Origin of the sequence: Variovorax sp. PBS-H4, assembly GCF_901827205.1 — a bacterium.
GTDB lineage: Bacteria > Pseudomonadota > Gammaproteobacteria > Burkholderiales > Burkholderiaceae_C > Variovorax.
In genome coordinates this window covers 6,294,365-6,311,264 of sequence record NZ_LR594675.1, presented here as the reverse complement: position 1 = coordinate 6,311,264, position 16,900 = coordinate 6,294,365, and the positions used below count along the sequence as shown (strand labels likewise).

The window sequence follows — 16,900 nt, the reverse complement described above, 5'->3', positions numbered from 1 at the left end:
TGTACATTCATACAGTATTCTTCGCCTGTGTTCGCCATTGTTTACCGATGCCGCCGAGAGGGGCAACTGCTGCACCGCGACGACATCGAGGCCGCGCCGGCGCACGGCGAGCTGCAGGTGTATCGCAAGGGCATGAAGCGCGTGGCCGTGCTGCTCGCCCAGGATGGCGAGAGCTATGTCATACCGCTGCTCGACAAGGCCAGGCTGCTGGCCCTCGACGGCCGTGGCGTGCTGCTGACGGGGGTCGAGATCTACCCGACCCGCGGCGGCAAGGGCACCGGGCCGATGTTCGTTCAAACGTGGTGGTGCGAGCTCAATCCCAAGCCACGTCCGACGATCGCAAACCCCGCCGAAGCGCGTCGCCGCGAGCGCGAGCGGCAAGCGCGCGAAGTGGGCGGCACGCTTCTGCGTCGCCCGATGCGCCGCGGGAACCACGAGCCATGAGCGCGAGCAAGGGGTCGCGGCCGACGAACAGGCGCGTGGATTGCCGCGGCCTTGCGCATGATGATCACGGCAAACTCCAGGCGCACGTGCGCTCGAATCAATGCTTGCCAAACACCGATGACAAAGCCCCATCTCCGTCCAGGATCTCGCCTGAGGGTCCTTCTCGTGGAGGACGATCCCGTGCTCTCGGCACGCTTCGCGCAGCTCCTGCGCGCCATCGACGGCGCGGAGCTGGCGTTTGCCGCGAGCACCGACGCCGACGCGAGCGCCTGGCTCGACGCGAATCCGCACGGATGGGACCTGGCGCTCATCGACGTCTTCCTCGCAAGCGGGCATGGCTTCAGGGTGTTGCGGCACTGCCAGGAGCGAGCGCCCGGCCAGAAGGTGGCAATGATGTCGAACTACGATCGCGACCCGATGCGCCAACGGGCGCTGGATGCCGGCGCGGACGCCTTCTTCGAGAAGGCGACGCAGCTGGAAGCGCTCATCGAGTTCTGCGTGGCGTGCCGCAAGTAGAGCGAGACGCGGCCCGGCCACGCAGCATCGACCTCGTTCAGCCGCTGCCGCGAGGTCCGCGGCCGGCCCCGCCGCCGCCCTTGCGCGCCGAGACCTGATCAGCGCCGGCGTCATCGTTATGACATTGCGCTTGCCTAAGCTCGGCGCTCCCCGTGCGAAGAACCCACGAACGCATCAGACATGACCACGAACTCCCGCCGCAAATTCCTCCAGAACACCGCCACGACCGGCATCGCCGCCGCCACGCTGGCCGCCTTCCCGCCCAGCATCCGCCGCGCGCTGGCCATCCCGGCCCACCACGACACCGGCACCGTCAAGGACGTGAAGCACGTCGTGCTGCTGATGCAGGAGAACCGTTCCTTCGACAGCTACTTCGGCACCTTCAAGGGCGTGCGCGGCTTCGGCGACCGCTTCGCGGTCCCGACGCCGAACGGCAAGAACGCCTTCTATCAGACCTACACGAAGACCACGCCGGCGAGCACCTTCGTGCCCTACCACCTGGACGAGACCCAGGGCAACGCGCAGCGTGCCGGGAGCACCCCGCATTCGTGGTCGGACTCGCAGGCCGCCTGGGACCATGGACGCATGTACAAGTGGCCCGACGCCAAGAACCAGCTGTCGATGGGCTACTACGAAGCGGCCGAAGTGCCGTTCCAGCGCGCACTGGCCGACGCCTTCACGCTGTGCGACCACTACCACTGCGGCATGCACACGGGCACCATCGCCAACCGCCTGTTCTACTGGAGCGGCACCAACGGGCCGAACGGTGTCAGCCCGACCGACGGAAGCAAGGTGCAGGTCGCAGCGCTGAACAACCAGTTCAACGGCGGCAACGACATCGGCGTGTCCACGCAGGGCTGGACCTGGACCACCTATGCCGACCGGCTCGAGAAGGCCGGCGTGAAGTGGAAGGTCTACCAGAGCCTGATCGACAACTTCGGATGCAACGAGATGATGGGCTTTCGCCACTGGCGCGCCCAGATCGAGCAGATGCCGCCGGCGCGCCGCCCGGTCTACGTGCCGGCCACGGACATCACGCAGCCGGTCACCGCCGCCGGCCCCTTCTACGACCCGGCGGTCGACGATGCGCTCAGCCCGCTGGCCAAGGGCTTCCACAACACGATGCCCCACGGCTTCCTGGAGACCTTCCGCGAGGACATCCAGAATGGCAAGCTGCCCGCGGTGTCGTGGATCATCGCGCCGTCGGCCTACAGCGAGCATCCCGGACCGTCGAGCCCGGCCAAGGGCGGCTGGTACGTGCAGCAGGTGCTGGATGCGCTGACGGCCAACCCCGAGGTCTGGAGCAAGACCGTCCTGCTCGTCAACTTCGACGAGAACGACGGCTTCTTCGATCACCTGCCGACCCCCTCGGCGCCGTCGCGCAATGCAGACGGCACGCTGGCTGGCGGCACCACGATGAAGGAAGAGGACGTGGCGGTGGAGTATCACAACTACACGCCCGCGACCGCGAGCCAGCCCGCCATGGACGGCCGGCCCTACGGTCCGGGTCCGCGCGTGCCGCTGTGGGTCGTCTCGCCGTGGAGCCGCGGCGGCTGGGTCAACTCGCAGGTCTGCGACCACACCTCGACCCTCATGTTCCTCGAGAAGTGCTTCGGCGTGGTCGAGCCGCAGATCAGTGCCTATCGCCGCGCGGTCTGCGGCGACCTGACCAGCGCCTTCAACTTCGAGCGCCCCAACGGCGAGCCGCTGCCCACCCTGGCCGGCCGCCGGACCCGGGCCGAGGTGGATGCGCTGACGGCCGCGCAGCAGGCGCTGCCGAAGATCGTGCCCCCGGTCGATCTCGCGCTGCCGGTGCAGGCCACCGGCGTGCGGCCCTCGCGCGCCTTGCCCTACGAGCTGCACACCACCGCGCGCGTCGATTCGTCCAGTGGCCGCGTCCAGCTGAGCTTCGCCAACAGCGGCCGCGCGGCCGCCGTGTTCCACGTCTACGACAAGCTGCACCTGGCAGACCGCGTACCGCGCCGCTACATGGTCGAGCCCGGCAAGCAGCTCAGCGGCGACTGGGCCGCGGCGACCGATGACGCCGGCCTGTACGACCTCTGGGTGCTGGGGCCCAACGGGTTCCACCGCCACTTCAAGGGCGACATGAACCGGCTGCGTGCCGCAGGTGCGCCGCTGCCCGAGATCCGCGTGGGCTACGACGCGCGCAAGGGCGATATCTACCTGCAGATGCGCAACGGCGGCCAGCGCGATTGCCGGTTCACCGTGCAGCACAACCTGGCCTACCCGCGCCTCGACGGACATGGCGGCGGCGGCAAGGGTGGACGCAACGATCATGAAGACCGCGATGACGATGGCCGCGGCCACCAGCCACGCGGCCCCTGGAGCGTGCGGGTCAAGGGCCGCGACGACGCCAGCATGCGATGGAGCCTCGACGCCACGGGCAACTGGTACGACTTCGTGGTGAGCTGCGATGCCGACAGCGCCTTCTACCGCCGCTTCGCCGGGCGCGTCGAGACCGGCCGGCACGCGGTGAGCGATCCCGCGATGGGCCTGCCCGAGCGCTTCTGAGTCCATCGGTGCGTTTCCGGGCGAGGCCTCATCGTGGCGGCCGGAGGTCGTGCTTCCCCGCGAGGGCTCCTCGCCCCACAATCGCCCGATGAACAAACGTCACTTCCTCGGCACGGCGGCATTGGCCGCATCGTTCTCTTCCCTCCAAGCCTCCGCCGCGGACAAGACCGCCAAGGGGCCGGGCCTCCTGACCGTCAGCGGCGCGGTCGGCAAGAGCAACCGGGGCCCCGTCGATCCGGCGCTCGACCAGTTGATGGCGAAGCACGGCGTCAAGTTCGACAAGGCCTATGTGTTCGACGCCGAGGCCTTGCGACGCCTGCCTGCAGTGCGGATCAAGCCGACGATCGAGTACGACGCCAAGGTCCACGCGCTCGCCGGCCCCTTGCTGACCAGCGTGATGGAGGCGGCGGGCGTGCCCGGCGACGCGACGCTGGCCCTGCGCGCAGTGGATGGCTACGTCGTGCCGGTGCGCATGGCAGACGCGCGCAGCTATCGCATGATCGTGGCGACCGAGATGGATGGCGCCCCGCTCGCGCTCGGCGGGCTGGGGCCCCTGTGGGCGGTCTACGAGGCCGACACGCTGCCTGCGTTCAAGGACAAGCCGCTCAAGGAACGCTTCGCCCTGTGCCCATGGGGGCTGTACAGCGTCGAGGTCACGCGGGGCTGACGAAGGTGAGAGCGCCCCGGTTCACGGCGGCGCGTCTCCGCCGTCGCCGGACTTCTTCCCACTCGTCGGCGGCGGCTCCTTGTTGGTCTCGGGCTCCATGTCCTCGCGCAGCCCGAAAGCGGCCGAGTCCTCGTGTTCCGACGCTTCCGCGTCCTTGCGCTTGGCCGTCATGCGCTCCGCCGGCGCCGGGCCGTTGTCTTCGCTGCCGGCCTGCGAGCGCTTGCCGCTGAATTTCTCGCCGGCCCCGATGTTGTCGGTGCCGCCGCTGGTGGTTGGGCGCGTTCCATCGCCGCTGTGGGTGCCTGAGGAGTTGGTCATGGGGTCCTTTCATGTGCGGCTACTTGCCGCCTGCCGGATGGCCGTGCTGCGTCCCCGTCGGGTCTGCGAGCTGAACCGTCCGTCCTTTCTGCCACGCATCCGCGCCATCGGCGATGGCCGGCGCCGGTATGTCCTCCCGCTGCTTCTTCTTGTCCGCGCTGGCGATGCCGAAGCGCTTGTCGCGCTCGGCGACCATCGCCGCATTCGCCTGTCCATCGGCGGTGAAGCCCATCATCACCTGGGGAATGCCGGTGGGCAGCTGCTTGTTCTGGTCGGTGTGCCAGGTGTGGAAGGTCTTTCCGTAGGTCCCGACGAGCTTGGTCATGAGCGCATGCTCGGCCGCGTCGGGAATTCCCGGCGCGATCAGCTGGCCGGACTTCACCTCGTGCACGTGGCTGTGCCAGAGTGCCTTTTCCTGCTCCGGCAATGTCTTGAACAGGCGTTCGCTGACGATGTACTCGACGCCCATCAGCTTCGCATTCTTGACGTTGCCGTCGTAGATCACGCACTGGATCAGCTCCTCGTCGAGGATGGCGCAGTAGTGGTGCGCCTCCATCTGCATGTCAGGGCTCCCGCTGTAGAAGTGGAAGCCGTCCAGGTACGCATTGATGGCTTCGATCGGCGGCTTGTCCTGCAGCGCCGAGGCCCCCGCCTCCAGCGCCCGTGTGCTGGCTTCCTTGGCCGCACCGGGCGTTGGCGCCGGGGACGCCGTGTTGCTGCCGCCGCACGATCCGAAAACCGCGCATGCGGCTGCAAGCAGGGCGGTTGCGAGCGGTGTGCGCATCGCGACGGGATCTTCAGGCATCCGCAACTCCTTTCCCTTCTGGCACCTGCAACGGACTCATCCGGTAGCGGTCGCCGCCGACCGCGCGGCCCGCCCCGGGCTCCTCCGGTTGGCGATGGGCTGCACGAAATCCGGTTGAAAGCAGCGGCGGCTGCCGTCGGCGAACTCGATCGTGATCGACAACGCATCCGCGCTCACCACGCTGCCCTCGCCGTAGCGCTTGACCCTGACGGGCTGGCGCGCGACGAAGGCCGGCAGCGGCAGCCGGGGTTCTGCGGGGTGCCGCAGCTTGGGCGCATCGCTGTCCACCTCGACGGTTGCCGCCATGGCCGCCTCGTGCCGGGCAATGCGGCGGCAGTTGTCGCAGTTGCCGCAGCGCTCCTGCGGCGCCTCTTCCTCCAGATAGGCCAGCAGCACCTGCCAGCGGCACTGGCCGCTCTGGGCGTAGAACACGATGCGCTCCAGCGTTTCGTGGTCCTGTTCGCGTTTTCGGCGGTAGCTGGCGAGGAGTTCACGCATCTCGTCGCCGGCAAGATCGGCACGCAGCAGGCGCACGCGGGCTTCGCGATCCACGCCCACGATGCGCCGGTTGCGCAGCAGGCCGACCGCCGCCTTCAGCTTGTTCTGGGGCAGCCCGGTGCGGTCCTTGAGGTCTTCCATCGTCTGGCCGTCGGCGTGCGGCGCATTCCGTTCCAGTGCCCGCAGCAGCGCGTCGAGTTCCTCCTCCGTGGGGTAGCGCCCGGTCAGGAAGAACTGCTGCAGCGCCCGGTCGCGCCGCAGGAACAGCAGCGTGCAGGCCGAAGGCGCGCCGTCGCGCCCGGCGCGGCCCGACTCCTGGTAGTACGCGTCCAGGCCCGAAGGCATCTGGTAGTGCAGGACGAAGCGGATGTCGGGCTTGTCGATCCCCATGCCGAACGCATTGGTCGCGACCATCACGCGCAGCCGATCCGCCATGAAGTCGTCCTGGGCCTCCCGCCGTTCGGCCGCGCTGCGCCGTCCGTGGTACAGCCCCACCGATTCGCCTTGCGAGCGGAGCGCCTCGTACACCGTTTCCGCTGCCTTCACGGTCGCGGTGTAGACGATGCCGCTGCCCTTCGCAGCGCCGACCAGCGCGAGTGTCCGGCGCAGTCTTTCGTCTTCGCGTGCATGCTGCTCCACCGCGAAGTGCAGGTTGGGCCGGTACGTTCCCGTGTCGATCCAGCCGGACTTGGGAATGCCCAGCTTTTCCATGATGTCCGCCGCCACCTCGGTGTTCGCCGTCGCCGTGAGCGCCAGGACGGGCGGCCCGCCGATCTCCTTCGCAACGGTGCCGATGCCCAGGAATGCCGGCCGGAAATCGTGCCCCCACTGCGAGATGCAGTGCGCCTCGTCGACCACCAGCAGCGAGATCGTGCGCCCCCGCAGCAGTGCCGCGAATTGCGCATCGGCCAGCCGCTCCGGCGTGGCGAACACGAGGCGCGCCGAGCCGTCGCGCACGGCTTCCTCGCTGGAGCGGATCTCGTCGGCTTCCACATGGCTGTTGAACTGCACCGCTGCAATGCCGAGCGACTGCAGCTTCTCGCATTGGTCCTTCATGAGTGCGATCAGCGGCGAGATCACCACCGTGCAGCCTTCGAGCAGCAGGGCCGGAAGCTGGTAGCACAGCGACTTGCCCGCGCCCGTGGGCATGACCGCGAGCGTGGAACGTCCGCCGAGCACGCGCTCGATCACCTGCCGCTGCCCCGGGCGCAAGGCCTGCAGTCCGAAGACTGTGCGCAGCGTGCGCTGCAGCCGGCGTTCGGGAATGGGCATGACGGGGTCTCCTTGGGGTTGGGCCGCGATCTGACACGACCGGTCCAGGTCCGCCAGTAGGACGGCGGAGGATTCGCAAAGCGGTGCGCCGCGCAGTGCGCCGCCATACGTCGCGCCACTGCTGAGCAGCGCCGTCCTGAAGCCTTCCGCTTTATCGACATTTCTCCGCGGCGCGCTCCTACGCGAGCTCCGATGGGGCCATCACAAGCTGTGCTTCCTCCCAACCACCCAACCCACTGGAGCCCACGATGCCCACCACCAAACGTTCCGAGCCCGATGCCTGCAGCCTGCTCGATGCCGACCACCGCAACGTCAAGAAGATGTTCAAGGAGTACGAGACGCTGGCCAGTTCGAAGGCAGCCACTGCATCGCAGAAGAAGCGCGAGCTCGCCAACGAGATCTGCACGGAGCTGACCGTGCATGCGCAGATCGAGGAAGAGATCTTCTATCCGGCCCTGCGAGAAGCCATCAAGGACACCGACCTGCTCGACGAAGCCGAGGTCGAACACGCGAGCGCCAAGGACCTGATCGCGCAGATCCAGGACGCCACCGACGTCGACGACAAGTTCGACGCCAAGGTCACCGTGCTCGGCGAGTACATCGACCACCATGTGAAGGAAGAGCGCAACGAGATCTTCGTCAAGGCGCGCGCCGCCCGCGGACTCGACCTGGTCGCCATGCGCGAGCAGCTGGAGACGCGCAAGGAAGAGCTGATGAGCGAGCTGACCGCCACGCCCGCCTGACCCTGCCCGACGTGGGTTGGCGGTGGCCAGGCCACCGCCTTTTTTTGCGCAAGCAACGGAGCACGCCATGAACAACCTGGTTTCTCGTTTGTTGCCCACCGCGACGAACATGATCCGTCTGGACCACACGCACGTGATGTCCACCTTCCACCAGTACAAGGCCAGCGCCCCGGCGCGCGTGCGCAAGGGGCTCGCGTCCACCATCTGCACTGCGCTGGAGGTGCATGCCAGCCTGGAGGAAGAGATCTTCTATCCGGCGGTGCGCGAGGTCACCGAGGACGAGCTCATCCGCGAGAGCATGGCCGAGCATCAGGAAATGAAGCGGCTCATCGGGTTGCTGCGCCGCATGGAGCCGGAGGCCGTCGACTATGACGAGACCGTGATGGCCCTGATGCGCGAGGTGCTGCACCACGTGGCCGACGAGGAAACAGTCCTCCTGCCGGCGGCCGAGCGCCTGCTGGGCGATCGCCTCGGCGAGTTGGGTGCGCGCATGACCAAGCGCCGCGTGCAGCTGGTCGCGCCGCGCAGCGGCGAGATCGCGCTCGACATGGGGCGCGCAGTCTCGGGCAACACGGCGGCGCTGTCGATCGCGGGGCTCGCGGCGCTCGGCCTGTTGTGGGCCAGCCGGTCGGGCCGCACGCGGCGCCACCTGCCGCACCTCACGAGCTTCCGCCGGTAGCAAGGCCGTGCAACCTTCGTGGCCCTCCGGTGGCGCGCCGGTGCATCCAGGCCCGCGCCGCCGGTTGTCCCTGCGGCGCTGCCTGGGCGTTGCCATCGTCGTGGCCGGCATGGCCATCCTGGCCTATGAGGGTTTCCAGGGCGTGGCGCGTGGCGACGCGCGCATCCAGGGCGCGCTGGTCGGCGGCATGGTCGCCGCGCTGGCCACGGCCCTCGGCACCTTGCCCGTGCTGCTCTCGCAGCAGTTCTCGCAGCGCAGCTACGACATCATGCTCGGCTTCGGCGCGGGCGTGATGCTCGCGGCGAGCTCCTTCTCGCTGGTGATCCCCGGCTTGGCAGCGGCCAAGGCCCAGGGCGCCAGTGCGTGGGGTGCCGGCGGCATCGTCGGCGGCGGCATCCTGCTGGGGGCGCTGCTGCTGCTGGCCATCGACCGCGCCGTACCCCATGAGCACTTCGTGAAGGGGCTCGAAGGCCCGCAGGCGCGCACCTTGCGGCGCGTCTGGCTGTTCGTGCTCGCGATCGTGCTGCACAACCTGCCAGAAGGCCTGGCCATCGGCGTCGCCTTTGCCGGCACCGATCCGGTCGGCGCGGCTGCCCTGACGACCGGCATTTCGATCCAGGACGTGCCCGAAGGCATGGTCGTGGCCCTGGCGCTGCGCGGCGTCGGCTACGGGCGGCTCAGCTCGGCAGGTCTCGGCATCGTGTCCGGCCTGGTGGAGCCCGTGGCCGCAATGTTCGGGGCGCTGCTCATCACTGTCTCTGCCGGCATGCTGCCTTGGGGCTTGGCCATGGCGGCGGGCGCCATGCTGTACGTGATCAGCCACGAGGTCATTCCCGAGTCGCACCGGCAGGGGCACGAGGCTTCGGCCACCGTCGGGCTGGTGGCTGGCTTCGTCGTGATGATGGTGCTCGACACCGCGCTCGGCTGATCGGGCAGGTCCGCCGGATGCAACTCGACTGGATTCAATGGCCTGCATTCGCCTCGTCGCTGGCCGCCGCCTACCTGGTGGGTTCCAACGTCCGCACACGCCGCAACAAGGGCTTCTGGATCTTCCTGCTCAGCAACATCCTCTGGGTCGCCTGGGCGATCCCGAGTCGCGCATGGGCATTGATCGCTTTGCAGGTCTGCCTCGCGGTGCTCAACATCCGAGGGCTGTTGAAGACGGAGCCTTAGAAAATCGGCGCCCGCCCGGGCGGCGGGGGGCTCGGAGAAGCAATGGTTACGGCTGGCGCGTGGTGCCGCCGGTGCCATCCTCTTGCGCATCGATCGATCGCTCGGCCTCGAACCAATCCTGCTCTTCGCTGCCGGGTGTCCTGCCGCGGCGCTCATAGGCGGCGTAGGCCGCCTCCCGGATGCGGGCTTCGCGCGATGTGTCGGGCCGCGTGGCCTCGTCGCTGTCTGCGCTCGCGCTTGCCCCTGCGTCGGCCGAGCCGAGGTCGGCTGCCCTGACTTCCGCTTCGAGCGGCGGCACGCTGCTCGAAGGCGGCTGCTCAGTGGAATCTTGTCTGGCTGCTTTGACAGAGCGTGGCATGTACGTGGTCTCCAGGAAGAACAAAGGGGTCGGTGATCCGGCAGGCGCTCATCGCCGAAGGCGAACGCAGGCCAGGCCCGCTCACAAGCAAACGGCGCGCCCGTTCCCGGCAATGCCCAGCGTCGTGCGGCTCAGCGCTTTTTCGCAGGCGGCGCCTGGTCGGTCTCCGTCGTTCGATTGGCGGAGCCGTCGCCCGGGTGCCGACCCGTCAGCCCGCCGGCCGTTCCCACCCCCGGCGTGCGCAGGTGGCCTGCGCGGGAGGCCTTCGATGTGGAACCGCCGGCCCGGTCTTCCGTGCGCCGCTCTTCCTCGGAACCGGCGTTGCGATTGCGCGTGGCAGGCGCCTTCGCGCTGTTGCCTTCCATGGTCACGGGCGCGCTTCCCTTCGGATTGCCGGTGGGCTGTGCGATGGCCGGACCCACCGCAGCCGCCAGGGCCCAGAGGCCCCAGTGAAGATTGGCGCTGCGGCGAAAACAGGAGTTCAAGGTTTTGTTCATAAGACTTCCGCTGGTTGACCCAGGCCCCCTGGGTTCTGAAAGATGTACTGCAGGATTTACACGCACCCCGTCCACGCCGACCTCTCGTCAGTCGTTGGTTTGCAGCTGCCGCAGGTCGATCAGCGCTCGCGCCTTGCGCGCCAGCGCCTGCATCGCGCTGCTGCCGTCGCGGTGGCGTGCCGACAGCATGACCCGGCACACGAAGACGGATTGCTCGTAAAGATCCGCGTGCCCCGAGACGATCCCCTCCGAACTGGCGCCGTCCAAGGCCAGCTTGACCTTCCATCCCTGGTACTCGAAATCATGTGATGCCTTGTTGATCGCTTCCTCGTCGATCGGCGCCATCTTCCTGTCCGCGCTCGTCATTCCACTTCCCCGGTTTCGGCGGCGGCAGGATGCCGGCGGTCCGATCCGGAGCAGGGTGGCAAGGTGCATGCCAGCCTTCGCGACTGCGTTCAGGCGCCGCCGATGCCGACCGTGACGTGTCCGGTGCCGCCGCAGTCGGGGCAAGGTTCGCTGGCGGAAAGGCGTCCGCTGCCGCCGCAGCGGCGGCAGATCCCTTCGCCTGTTCCGGGCGTGCCGGGCGGGGCTTCGTCACCCGCCTTCGGCGTCGTGGGTTCGACCGCAGCGCCCGGGTCTTCCTCGCCGGCCACCGACGAACCGTCGTCGTCGACGGGTGGCACGACCCGCGGTTGCTGCTGGGCCTGGGCTTGCTTTTGCTGCTGTTCCATGTCAACTCCTGAAGCCATGGATGCAACATCTGCCCCTGGCGTGCAGCGTGGCGCGGGCGCAGAGGCCGTGGCGGAGTCGGACGTTTTCCTGTGCACCGTTGTTGCGAACGGTGACGCGGAGAGTGCCGCGTGCAGGGCCTCTTCGTAGCGTGCCGCAGCAGCCTGCAGGGGTGGGTCTGCGATGGCGGCGGCGCCGATGGTTTCGCGGCAGCGGGCAAGCTCGAAGGCCAGGTAGCACAGCCGGCTGAACGACAGCAGCGCGGGGTCGGGTGTCCGGCCGCAGCGCGCGACCAGGCGCGCCACCTCGTCGCCGGAAAGCTCGAACTCCACCGCGGCGCCTGCGATGTCCCAGGCGAGGTCCTGGCAGCCCACCAAGTCATGTGCCGCGTGGTGGTCCACCGCGTCCGTCTTGAGGATGAGCGTGCCGGCCGTGAGCCATTCCCACGCATGCATGCGGTTGTCGGTCTCGATGCGGCAGACCGCATGCGACAGGCGGTCCAGTCCCGGCTCCCACGCGTCCCAGGCTGCAGCGAGCGCGGGTCCGAGCACCGCCTCTGTGTTGAAGCGACCCATCTCCCAGAGTGCGCGCACCGAGGCGCCGGCACGCTCGAGAGCCGGGAACGAACGCGCACGGAAGCCGAGGTAGTCGCCCATGCGATCGATGAGCCGGGAGCGCAGGTTGCCGGCCGGATGCGCCGGCATTGGCGAAAGGTCGTCGCGCCAGCGCTCGACCACGAAGCCGTGGCACAGTCCCGCTGGCCGGGGCACGAAGCCGGCCGCGGCCAAGGCCTTGGCGCGCAGGTACTTGCGTTCCCCTTCCCGGCCCAGGCCGATGAACTTCACCAACCAGCGGCCGTTGGCAGTCTCCGCAAGAAACTTGCGGCGCTCCCAGGCGGGATGCACCGGCGGCGCTTCACCGGCGGGACGGCTCTGGAGCCCGCGCCAGCGTCCGCCCGAAATGTCCTGCAGCGGCGCCCGCAGGGGCCCGACCAGCGGCACGATCCAGTTCTCCAGGCGATGCGCCGGCCGCTCGGGGCGCAGGATCACCTCTTCGAAGCTCGCCGCGTGCACCTGCGCGCAGCGCCACACCGCGTGTACATCCGCGCTTGCCATCGCGCCGGGACCCTTTGCATGGCCGGCAAAGAAATGGAGGCGTTCGGGCGCGACGCCTGCGTCCAGCAGCCAGCGCCCGACCGCCGCCAGCGAGGAGCCTGAGAGTCCAGGCCCTTCGTCGACCACGGCGAAGGCGCCCGCGTGCAGGTCGATGGCACTGGCGTCCGCCGCGAGCCGCCTTGCGAACGGATGCCCGCTCGGGCGCAGGGTGCCCGGGCATCCGGCGCCGAGGCCTGCCGCGACCATGGCGCCCAGGCTGGTGCCGATGCTCCGCACGCCGAACACCTGCCACGACGGCGCGTGCACACGCCGCGCGGCATCCAGGTAGCTCTCGGGATAGAGCGCGTAGTAGGCATAGCCCTCGGGACGCTTCAGGCCGATCGGCTCCTGCGGCAGGCGGTCTGCGCAAGCGGCGAGGGTGTCGGCCGGCACGCCGGCGCCGGCCTCGAAGTCGCTGTCCCACGAGCGCGCGCAGCACTCGGCGAGCGCACGCACGAGCGACATCGCCGCATCCGCGCCGACGTGCCGCGCATCTGCCAACGCCTGTGCGAATTCGCCGGCCTCGATCAACCCGGCGACCAGGCGTGCGTGTCGCGCGAGTCCGGGCGGCAGCAGCGCAAGCTCCCGCAGGCAGCGCCGCAGGCGGGCGAGCACGCGGGCGGCGTCTTCATGGCGGACCGCATCTCCGTAGACGAGCATCACGCACTCGGCTCGCGGCTCGCATACGCGAGCGCCTGGAACTCGTCGAAGCTCGGGACCTGCCAGTCGACCTTGCTCGCCGAACGGTGGCTCTCCAGCCATCCGCACCAGCACGCGAACTGCCCCGGAGAAGGCGACACCAGCGGGCGCTGCTTCTTCATCAGCGCAAGCGCGTCGAGCGGCGCCTGGCCGCGCTGGACCAGCACGCACAGCGCGAGCGTGGCCGAGCGGCCGATGCCGTGCTCGCAATGAATCAGCACGCGCCGCCCGGCGTCGAGAAATCCGTTGACGAAACGAATGCCCCGATCGAGATCGAACATCGCCACGCCGCACATGTCCTCCGTCGGCAAGTGCAGCAGCGCGATGCCGTGGCGGCGCAGCACGACGGCATCGGGCTGCGTTTCGCCGCGCAGGTCGACCACGGCCTGTATGCCGTGCTCGCGCGCGAGCCCTTCCGCCCGGTCGCCGGGAAAGCTGCCGCCGACTGCGAGCGTGTCATTGATCCAGCTGAAGTTCGGTTGCCAGGTGTTCACGGCCACACCCTAGCGCCCGCGAATGCAACGCGGCGCGAGCGGCAGCTCATCAATGGGGTCAACCGCGGTGAACGACATCGTCCGGTATCTCGCCATCGAAATCTCTGATAGGTTTTTCTTCACATCGGCCCTTCATTCACTCACTGCAACCCCAACGCCAAAGAGCCAACGCCATGCGCATCTACAACGCCCAACGTCGCATCCTCGTCACCGGCGGTGCCGGCTTCCTCGGCAGCCACCTGTGCGAGAAGCTGCTCGCCGAAGGGCACGAGGTGCTGTGCGTCGACAACTTCTTCACCGGCACCAAGCGCAACATCGAGCACTTGCTGGATCACCCGCGCTTCGACCTGATGCGTCACGACGTGACGTTTCCGCTGTACGTGGAGGTCGACCAGATCTACAACCTCGCCTGTCCGGCGTCGCCCGTGCACTACCAGCACGACCCTGTGCAGACCACCAAGACCAGCGTGCATGGCGCCATCAACATGCTCGGCCTGGCCAAGCGCCTGCATGCGCGCATCCTGCAAGCCTCCACCAGCGAGGTCTATGGCGATCCGGACCTTCATCCGCAACCCGAGAGCTACTGGGGGCGCGTCAATCCCATCGGCATTCGAAGCTGCTACGACGAAGGCAAGCGCTGCGCCGAGACGCTGTTCTTCGACTACCACCGCCAGCACGCGGTCGACATCCGCGTGGTGCGCATCTTCAACACCTACGGTCCGCGCATGCATCCCAATGACGGACGGGTGGTGTCCAATTTCATCGTGCAGGCGCTGCGCGGGGACCCGATCACCATCTATGGCGAAGGCCAGCAGACGCGCAGCTTCTGCTTCGTCGACGACCTGATCGACGGCCTGCATCGCTTCATGGAATGCGAAACCGCCGGCATCGGCCCCATGAACATCGGCAACCCCGGCGAGTTCACCATCCGCGAGCTGGCCGAGCTGGTGATCCGCCTCACCGGCTCCCGTTCGAAGCTGAGCTTCGCGCCCTTGCCTTCGGACGACCCGCTGCAGCGGCAGCCGCGCATCGAGCTTGCCCGTGACACCCTCGGCTGGCAGCCCCGCGTCCAGCTCGAGGAAGGGCTGACCCGGACCATCGCCTACTTCGATCGCCTGCTCGCCGAAACCTCGGCAGTGCAGGCCACTGCGACGGGTGTGCCGCAGCACCTGGCGCCGGCTGCGGCGAGCGTCGCGAAGCATCTCAAGCCGCGGGCGAAGGCGCGTCGCGCGGCACAGGCGTGAGAAGCGCCTGCGCCCCGCTGCGCAGGCCCGGCGCATAACGCCGGACCATCCGCGCGCAGAACTCCGCATACTCGCCCGCCACCAGCGGCGGGCTCGTGTGGTGCGCGGCGACGCCCCGGTGTTCGGGCGTGAAGCAGAAGGTCAGCGTCACGTCGAAGTCTTCGAGCGCGCGCATCTGCCGGTCGAACCAGTTGTCCGCGCCCGGGCGCCAGCTGTCGGCCCAGCTCAGGCCGGTGCGCAGGCGCCGCACGCCGAGGCGCCGCAGCCATCGCACCGCGTCGTCGAGCCGATGGTCCTCGAAGTGGAACCACTGGCAGATGCCCATCTCGGGCGTGTAGGCGCTGAACTGGCGGCTCGCCAGCTTGGGCGTTCCGTCCTCGCGCAGCAAGCCCATGTGGAAGTGCCGGTAGTAACTCGAGCCCTCCGCCTCGCGATGCCGCGTCGTGGCGGGCCACGCCTTCGGCAGGTCGTACAGCGAGTACCAGTGGATACGCGGCACACGTCCCAGCAGCAGCTCGGCCGTGCGCCGCAGGCCGAACTCCTGCACCTCCTCGGCGCCGAAGGTGGAAATGCCCACCTCCGTGACCCACACCGGCAAAGGCGTCACGGCCTCGATCTCGGCGATGCGCGCAGGCCATTCGCCGATCTGCCAGTGGTTCCAGTCGAGCGGGAAGCCGTGCACCGCCACCGCGTCCAGTCCCGCGAGCACGCCCTGGTCGCGCAAGCGCTGCATGAAGAAAGGGTCGATCGGCGAGATTCCGCCGAGCACCTGAGTCAGCTCGGCGTTCTCCGCGCGGACTGCCGCCGAGGCCTCCTTGACCATCGCGCCGTACGCGGTCCACTCGGGGTCGAGTTCGAGATCCCAGTGCGACTTGTTGTTGGGCTCATTCCAGAACTTGACGGCTTCGATCATGTCTGCCTGCTCTTGCTTGCGGGCTCGACGATCGCTTCCCCGGCGGATTCGGGCGGCCGCGCGGGCGTCGGCGCGAGCGCCTCGGCATCGCCACGGATGAAAGCTTCGACGAGTTCGCGCGCTTCGTCGTCGGTGAACTGTTGCGGCGGCGATTTCATGAAATAGCTGGCCGGCGCCAGCACCGGCCCGCCGATGCCGCGGTCGAGCGCCAGCTTGGCGCAGCGCACCGCGTCGATCACCACACCGGCGGAGTTGGGCGAGTCCCACACCTCGAGCTTGATCTCGCAGTTCAGCGGCACGTCGCCGAAGGTGGTGCCCTCCATGCGGATGTAGCACCACTTGCGGTCCGTGAGCCAGGGCACATGGTCGCTCGGCCCCACGTGCACGTCCTCGGCCTTCATCGGGTTTCCCAGCTGGCTGGTCACCGCCTGCGTCTTCGAGATCTTCTTGGACACCAGCCGGTCTCGCTCCAGCATGTTGAGGAAGTCGGTGTTGCCGCCGAAGTTGAGCTGGTAGGTCCGATCGAGCTGCACGCCGCGCTTGCGGAACAGGTCCGTGAGAATGCGGTGCACGATGGTCGCGCCCACCTGCGACTTGATGTCGTCGCCGATCACCGGCAGCCCGCGGTCGGCGAAGCGTTGCTGCCACCGCTTCGACGAGGCGATGAACACCGGCACGCAGTTGACGAAGGCGCAGCCTGCCTCGAGCACCTGCTCGGCATACCACTCGGTCGCCTTGGTCGAACCCACCGGCAGATACGACACCACCACATCGGTGCCGCTGTCCTTCAGGACCTGCGCAACGTTGACCGGCTTGGCGCGGGCCTGCGGCACCACGCCGCGCAGGTACTTGCCGATGCCGTCGAGCGTGGGCCCGCGCTGCACCTTCACGCCGAGCTGCGGCACTTGCGCGAAGCGGATCGTGTTGTTGGGCTCCTGCAGGATCGCCTCCGAGAGGTCGAGTCCCACCTTGCCCGCATGCACGTCGAAGGCCGCGCTGAACTCGATGTCGCACGGGCGGTACCCGGCGAGGTCGATGTGCATCAGGCCCGGCACGAAGTCCGTCCCAGAGGCATCGCCGTAGAAATGCACACCCTGTACCAGCGACGAGGCGCAGTTGCCGACGCCGATGATCGCGACGCGAATCTTGTTCATGGATCGATGAC

At 68.4% G+C, this 16,900-nt stretch carries 19 protein-coding genes; 9 read left to right on the top strand and 10 right to left on the bottom strand.

Annotation, left to right across the window (positions count from 1 at the left end):
• Positions 1-27 precede the first annotated feature (27 nt).
• From E5CHR_RS30000 to E5CHR_RS29985, 4 genes are all read left to right on the top strand, one after another.
• Positions 28-444, top strand: coding sequence for a hypothetical protein (locus E5CHR_RS30000; protein WP_162583390.1), 417 nt, complete (start codon positions 28-30; stop codon positions 442-444).
• Between the two features lie 165 nt (positions 445-609).
• Positions 610-960 carry a response regulator gene (locus E5CHR_RS29995; protein WP_162583389.1) on the top strand — a complete coding sequence of 117 codons (351 nt, stop codon included), beginning with the start codon at positions 610-612 and terminating at the stop codon, positions 958-960.
• Between the two features lie 180 nt (positions 961-1,140).
• Positions 1,141-3,492, top strand: coding sequence for a phosphocholine-specific phospholipase C (locus E5CHR_RS29990; protein WP_162583388.1), 2,352 nt, complete (start codon positions 1,141-1,143; stop codon positions 3,490-3,492).
• Between the two features lie 88 nt (positions 3,493-3,580).
• Positions 3,581-4,159, top strand: coding sequence for a molybdopterin-dependent oxidoreductase (locus E5CHR_RS29985; RefSeq protein WP_162583387.1), 579 nt, complete (start codon positions 3,581-3,583; stop codon positions 4,157-4,159).
• A 21-nt stretch (positions 4,160-4,180) separates the two neighbouring features.
• Here the strand turns inward: E5CHR_RS29985 and E5CHR_RS29980 are convergent, their stop codons facing one another.
• Genes E5CHR_RS29980 through E5CHR_RS29970 form a run of 3 tightly spaced genes read right to left on the bottom strand, consistent with a single transcriptional unit; the run spans position 4,181 to position 7,052 of the window.
• The gene (locus E5CHR_RS29980; RefSeq protein WP_162583386.1) at positions 4,181-4,477 is read right to left on the bottom strand and encodes a hypothetical protein; all 297 of its coding nucleotides are present in this window, start codon (positions 4,475-4,477) and stop codon (positions 4,181-4,183) included.
• Between the two features lie 19 nt (positions 4,478-4,496).
• Positions 4,497-5,282, bottom strand: coding sequence for an OBAP family protein (locus tag E5CHR_RS29975; protein ID WP_232062246.1), 786 nt, complete (start codon positions 5,280-5,282; stop codon positions 4,497-4,499).
• 36 nt (positions 5,283-5,318) lie between these two features.
• Positions 5,319-7,052 carry a RecQ family ATP-dependent DNA helicase gene (locus E5CHR_RS29970; RefSeq protein WP_162583385.1) on the bottom strand — a complete coding sequence of 578 codons (1,734 nt, stop codon included), beginning with the start codon at positions 7,050-7,052 and terminating at the stop codon, positions 5,319-5,321.
• A 248-nt stretch (positions 7,053-7,300) separates the two neighbouring features.
• Here E5CHR_RS29970 and E5CHR_RS29965 point away from each other — a divergent pair, with 248 nt between their 5' ends.
• From E5CHR_RS29965 to E5CHR_RS29950, 4 genes are all read left to right on the top strand, one after another.
• Positions 7,301-7,795 carry a hemerythrin domain-containing protein gene (locus tag E5CHR_RS29965; RefSeq protein ID WP_162583384.1) on the top strand — a complete coding sequence of 165 codons (495 nt, stop codon included), beginning with the start codon at positions 7,301-7,303 and terminating at the stop codon, positions 7,793-7,795.
• A 67-nt stretch (positions 7,796-7,862) separates the two neighbouring features.
• Positions 7,863-8,474, top strand: a complete 612-nt coding sequence (locus E5CHR_RS29960; RefSeq protein WP_162583383.1) for a hemerythrin domain-containing protein — start codon at positions 7,863-7,865, stop codon at positions 8,472-8,474.
• Positions 8,475-8,583: 109 nt separating this feature from the next.
• Positions 8,584-9,402, top strand: coding sequence for a ZIP family metal transporter (locus E5CHR_RS29955; protein ID WP_162583981.1), 819 nt, complete (start codon positions 8,584-8,586; stop codon positions 9,400-9,402).
• Between the two features lie 17 nt (positions 9,403-9,419).
• On the top strand, positions 9,420-9,647 hold the full coding sequence (locus E5CHR_RS29950; protein WP_162583382.1) for a hypothetical protein: 228 nt from the start codon (positions 9,420-9,422) through the stop codon (positions 9,645-9,647).
• Positions 9,648-9,693: 46 nt separating this feature from the next.
• On the opposite strand, the gene E5CHR_RS29945 is transcribed toward E5CHR_RS29950, so the two are convergent.
• The 5 genes from E5CHR_RS29945 to E5CHR_RS29925 form a co-directional block, all read right to left on the bottom strand.
• Positions 9,694-9,945, bottom strand: a complete 252-nt coding sequence (locus E5CHR_RS29945; protein WP_197893887.1) for a DUF2934 domain-containing protein — start codon at positions 9,943-9,945, stop codon at positions 9,694-9,696.
• 191 nt (positions 9,946-10,136) lie between these two features.
• The gene (locus E5CHR_RS29940) at positions 10,137-10,502 is read right to left on the bottom strand and encodes a hypothetical protein (RefSeq protein ID WP_162583380.1); all 366 of its coding nucleotides are present in this window, start codon (positions 10,500-10,502) and stop codon (positions 10,137-10,139) included.
• Between the two features lie 87 nt (positions 10,503-10,589).
• Complete coding sequence (locus tag E5CHR_RS29935) at positions 10,590-10,868, bottom strand: hypothetical protein (RefSeq protein WP_162583379.1); 279 nt, start codon at positions 10,866-10,868, stop codon at positions 10,590-10,592.
• Positions 10,869-10,957: 89 nt separating this feature from the next.
• On the bottom strand, positions 10,958-13,045 hold the full coding sequence (locus tag E5CHR_RS31895) for a zinc finger-like domain-containing protein (protein ID WP_232062245.1): 2,088 nt from the start codon (positions 13,043-13,045) through the stop codon (positions 10,958-10,960).
• Positions 13,045-13,578, bottom strand: coding sequence for a protein-tyrosine phosphatase family protein (locus E5CHR_RS29925; protein WP_162583378.1), 534 nt, complete (start codon positions 13,576-13,578; stop codon positions 13,045-13,047). The genes E5CHR_RS31895 and E5CHR_RS29925 overlap by 1 nt, the downstream gene beginning before the upstream one ends.
• A 173-nt stretch (positions 13,579-13,751) precedes the next feature.
• Here E5CHR_RS29925 and E5CHR_RS29920 point away from each other — a divergent pair, with 173 nt between their 5' ends.
• A complete protein-coding gene (locus tag E5CHR_RS29920) occupies positions 13,752-14,822 on the top strand; it encodes a UDP-glucuronic acid decarboxylase family protein (protein WP_162583377.1) in 1,071 nt (356 codons plus the stop codon).
• Here E5CHR_RS29920 and E5CHR_RS29915 read toward each other — a convergent pair.
• Both E5CHR_RS29915 and E5CHR_RS29910 read right to left on the bottom strand, forming a co-directional pair.
• Positions 14,782-15,735, bottom strand: a complete 954-nt coding sequence (locus E5CHR_RS29915) for a beta-xylosidase (protein WP_162583376.1) — start codon at positions 15,733-15,735, stop codon at positions 14,782-14,784. The two genes, E5CHR_RS29920 and E5CHR_RS29915, sit on opposite strands and share 41 nt — an antisense overlap.
• Positions 15,732-16,889 (bottom strand): inositol-3-phosphate synthase, encoded by a 1,158-nt coding sequence (locus tag E5CHR_RS29910; protein WP_162583375.1) that lies wholly within the window; start codon positions 16,887-16,889, stop codon positions 15,732-15,734. Before E5CHR_RS29910 ends, E5CHR_RS29915 begins: the two co-directional genes overlap by 4 nt.
• Positions 16,890-16,900 lie beyond the last annotated feature (11 nt).

Excerpts from the sequence above, each read along its gene's own strand:
- E5CHR_RS29960 (WP_162583383.1), top strand. The coding sequence starts at position 7,863 with ATGAACAACCTGGTTTCTCGTTTGTTGCCCACCGCGACGAACATGATC.
- E5CHR_RS29990 (WP_162583388.1), top strand. The coding sequence starts at position 1,141 with ATGACCACGAACTCCCGCCGCAAATTCCTCCAGAACACCGCCACGACC.
- E5CHR_RS29970 (WP_162583385.1), bottom strand. The coding sequence starts at position 7,052 with ATGCCCATTCCCGAACGCCGGCTGCAGCGCACGCTGCGCACAGTCTTC.
- E5CHR_RS29920 (WP_162583377.1), top strand. The coding sequence starts at position 13,752 with ATGCGCATCTACAACGCCCAACGTCGCATCCTCGTCACCGGCGGTGCC.
- E5CHR_RS29950 (WP_162583382.1), top strand. The coding sequence starts at position 9,420 with ATGCAACTCGACTGGATTCAATGGCCTGCATTCGCCTCGTCGCTGGCC.
- E5CHR_RS29910 (WP_162583375.1), bottom strand. The coding sequence starts at position 16,889 with ATGAACAAGATTCGCGTCGCGATCATCGGCGTCGGCAACTGCGCCTCG.
- E5CHR_RS29985 (WP_162583387.1), top strand. The coding sequence starts at position 3,581 with ATGAACAAACGTCACTTCCTCGGCACGGCGGCATTGGCCGCATCGTTC.
- E5CHR_RS29940 (WP_162583380.1), bottom strand. The coding sequence starts at position 10,502 with ATGAACAAAACCTTGAACTCCTGTTTTCGCCGCAGCGCCAATCTTCAC.
- E5CHR_RS29980 (WP_162583386.1), bottom strand. The coding sequence starts at position 4,477 with ATGACCAACTCCTCAGGCACCCACAGCGGCGATGGAACGCGCCCAACC.
- E5CHR_RS31895 (WP_232062245.1), bottom strand. The coding sequence starts at position 13,045 with ATGCTCGTCTACGGAGATGCGGTCCGCCATGAAGACGCCGCCCGCGTG.
- E5CHR_RS29955 (WP_162583981.1), top strand. The coding sequence starts at position 8,584 with ATGGCCATCCTGGCCTATGAGGGTTTCCAGGGCGTGGCGCGTGGCGAC.
- E5CHR_RS29975 (WP_232062246.1), bottom strand. The coding sequence starts at position 5,282 with ATGCCTGAAGATCCCGTCGCGATGCGCACACCGCTCGCAACCGCCCTG.
- E5CHR_RS29935 (WP_162583379.1), bottom strand. The coding sequence starts at position 10,868 with ATGACGAGCGCGGACAGGAAGATGGCGCCGATCGACGAGGAAGCGATC.
- E5CHR_RS29965 (WP_162583384.1), top strand. The coding sequence starts at position 7,301 with ATGCCCACCACCAAACGTTCCGAGCCCGATGCCTGCAGCCTGCTCGAT.
- E5CHR_RS29915 (WP_162583376.1), bottom strand. The coding sequence starts at position 15,735 with ATGATCGAAGCCGTCAAGTTCTGGAATGAGCCCAACAACAAGTCGCAC.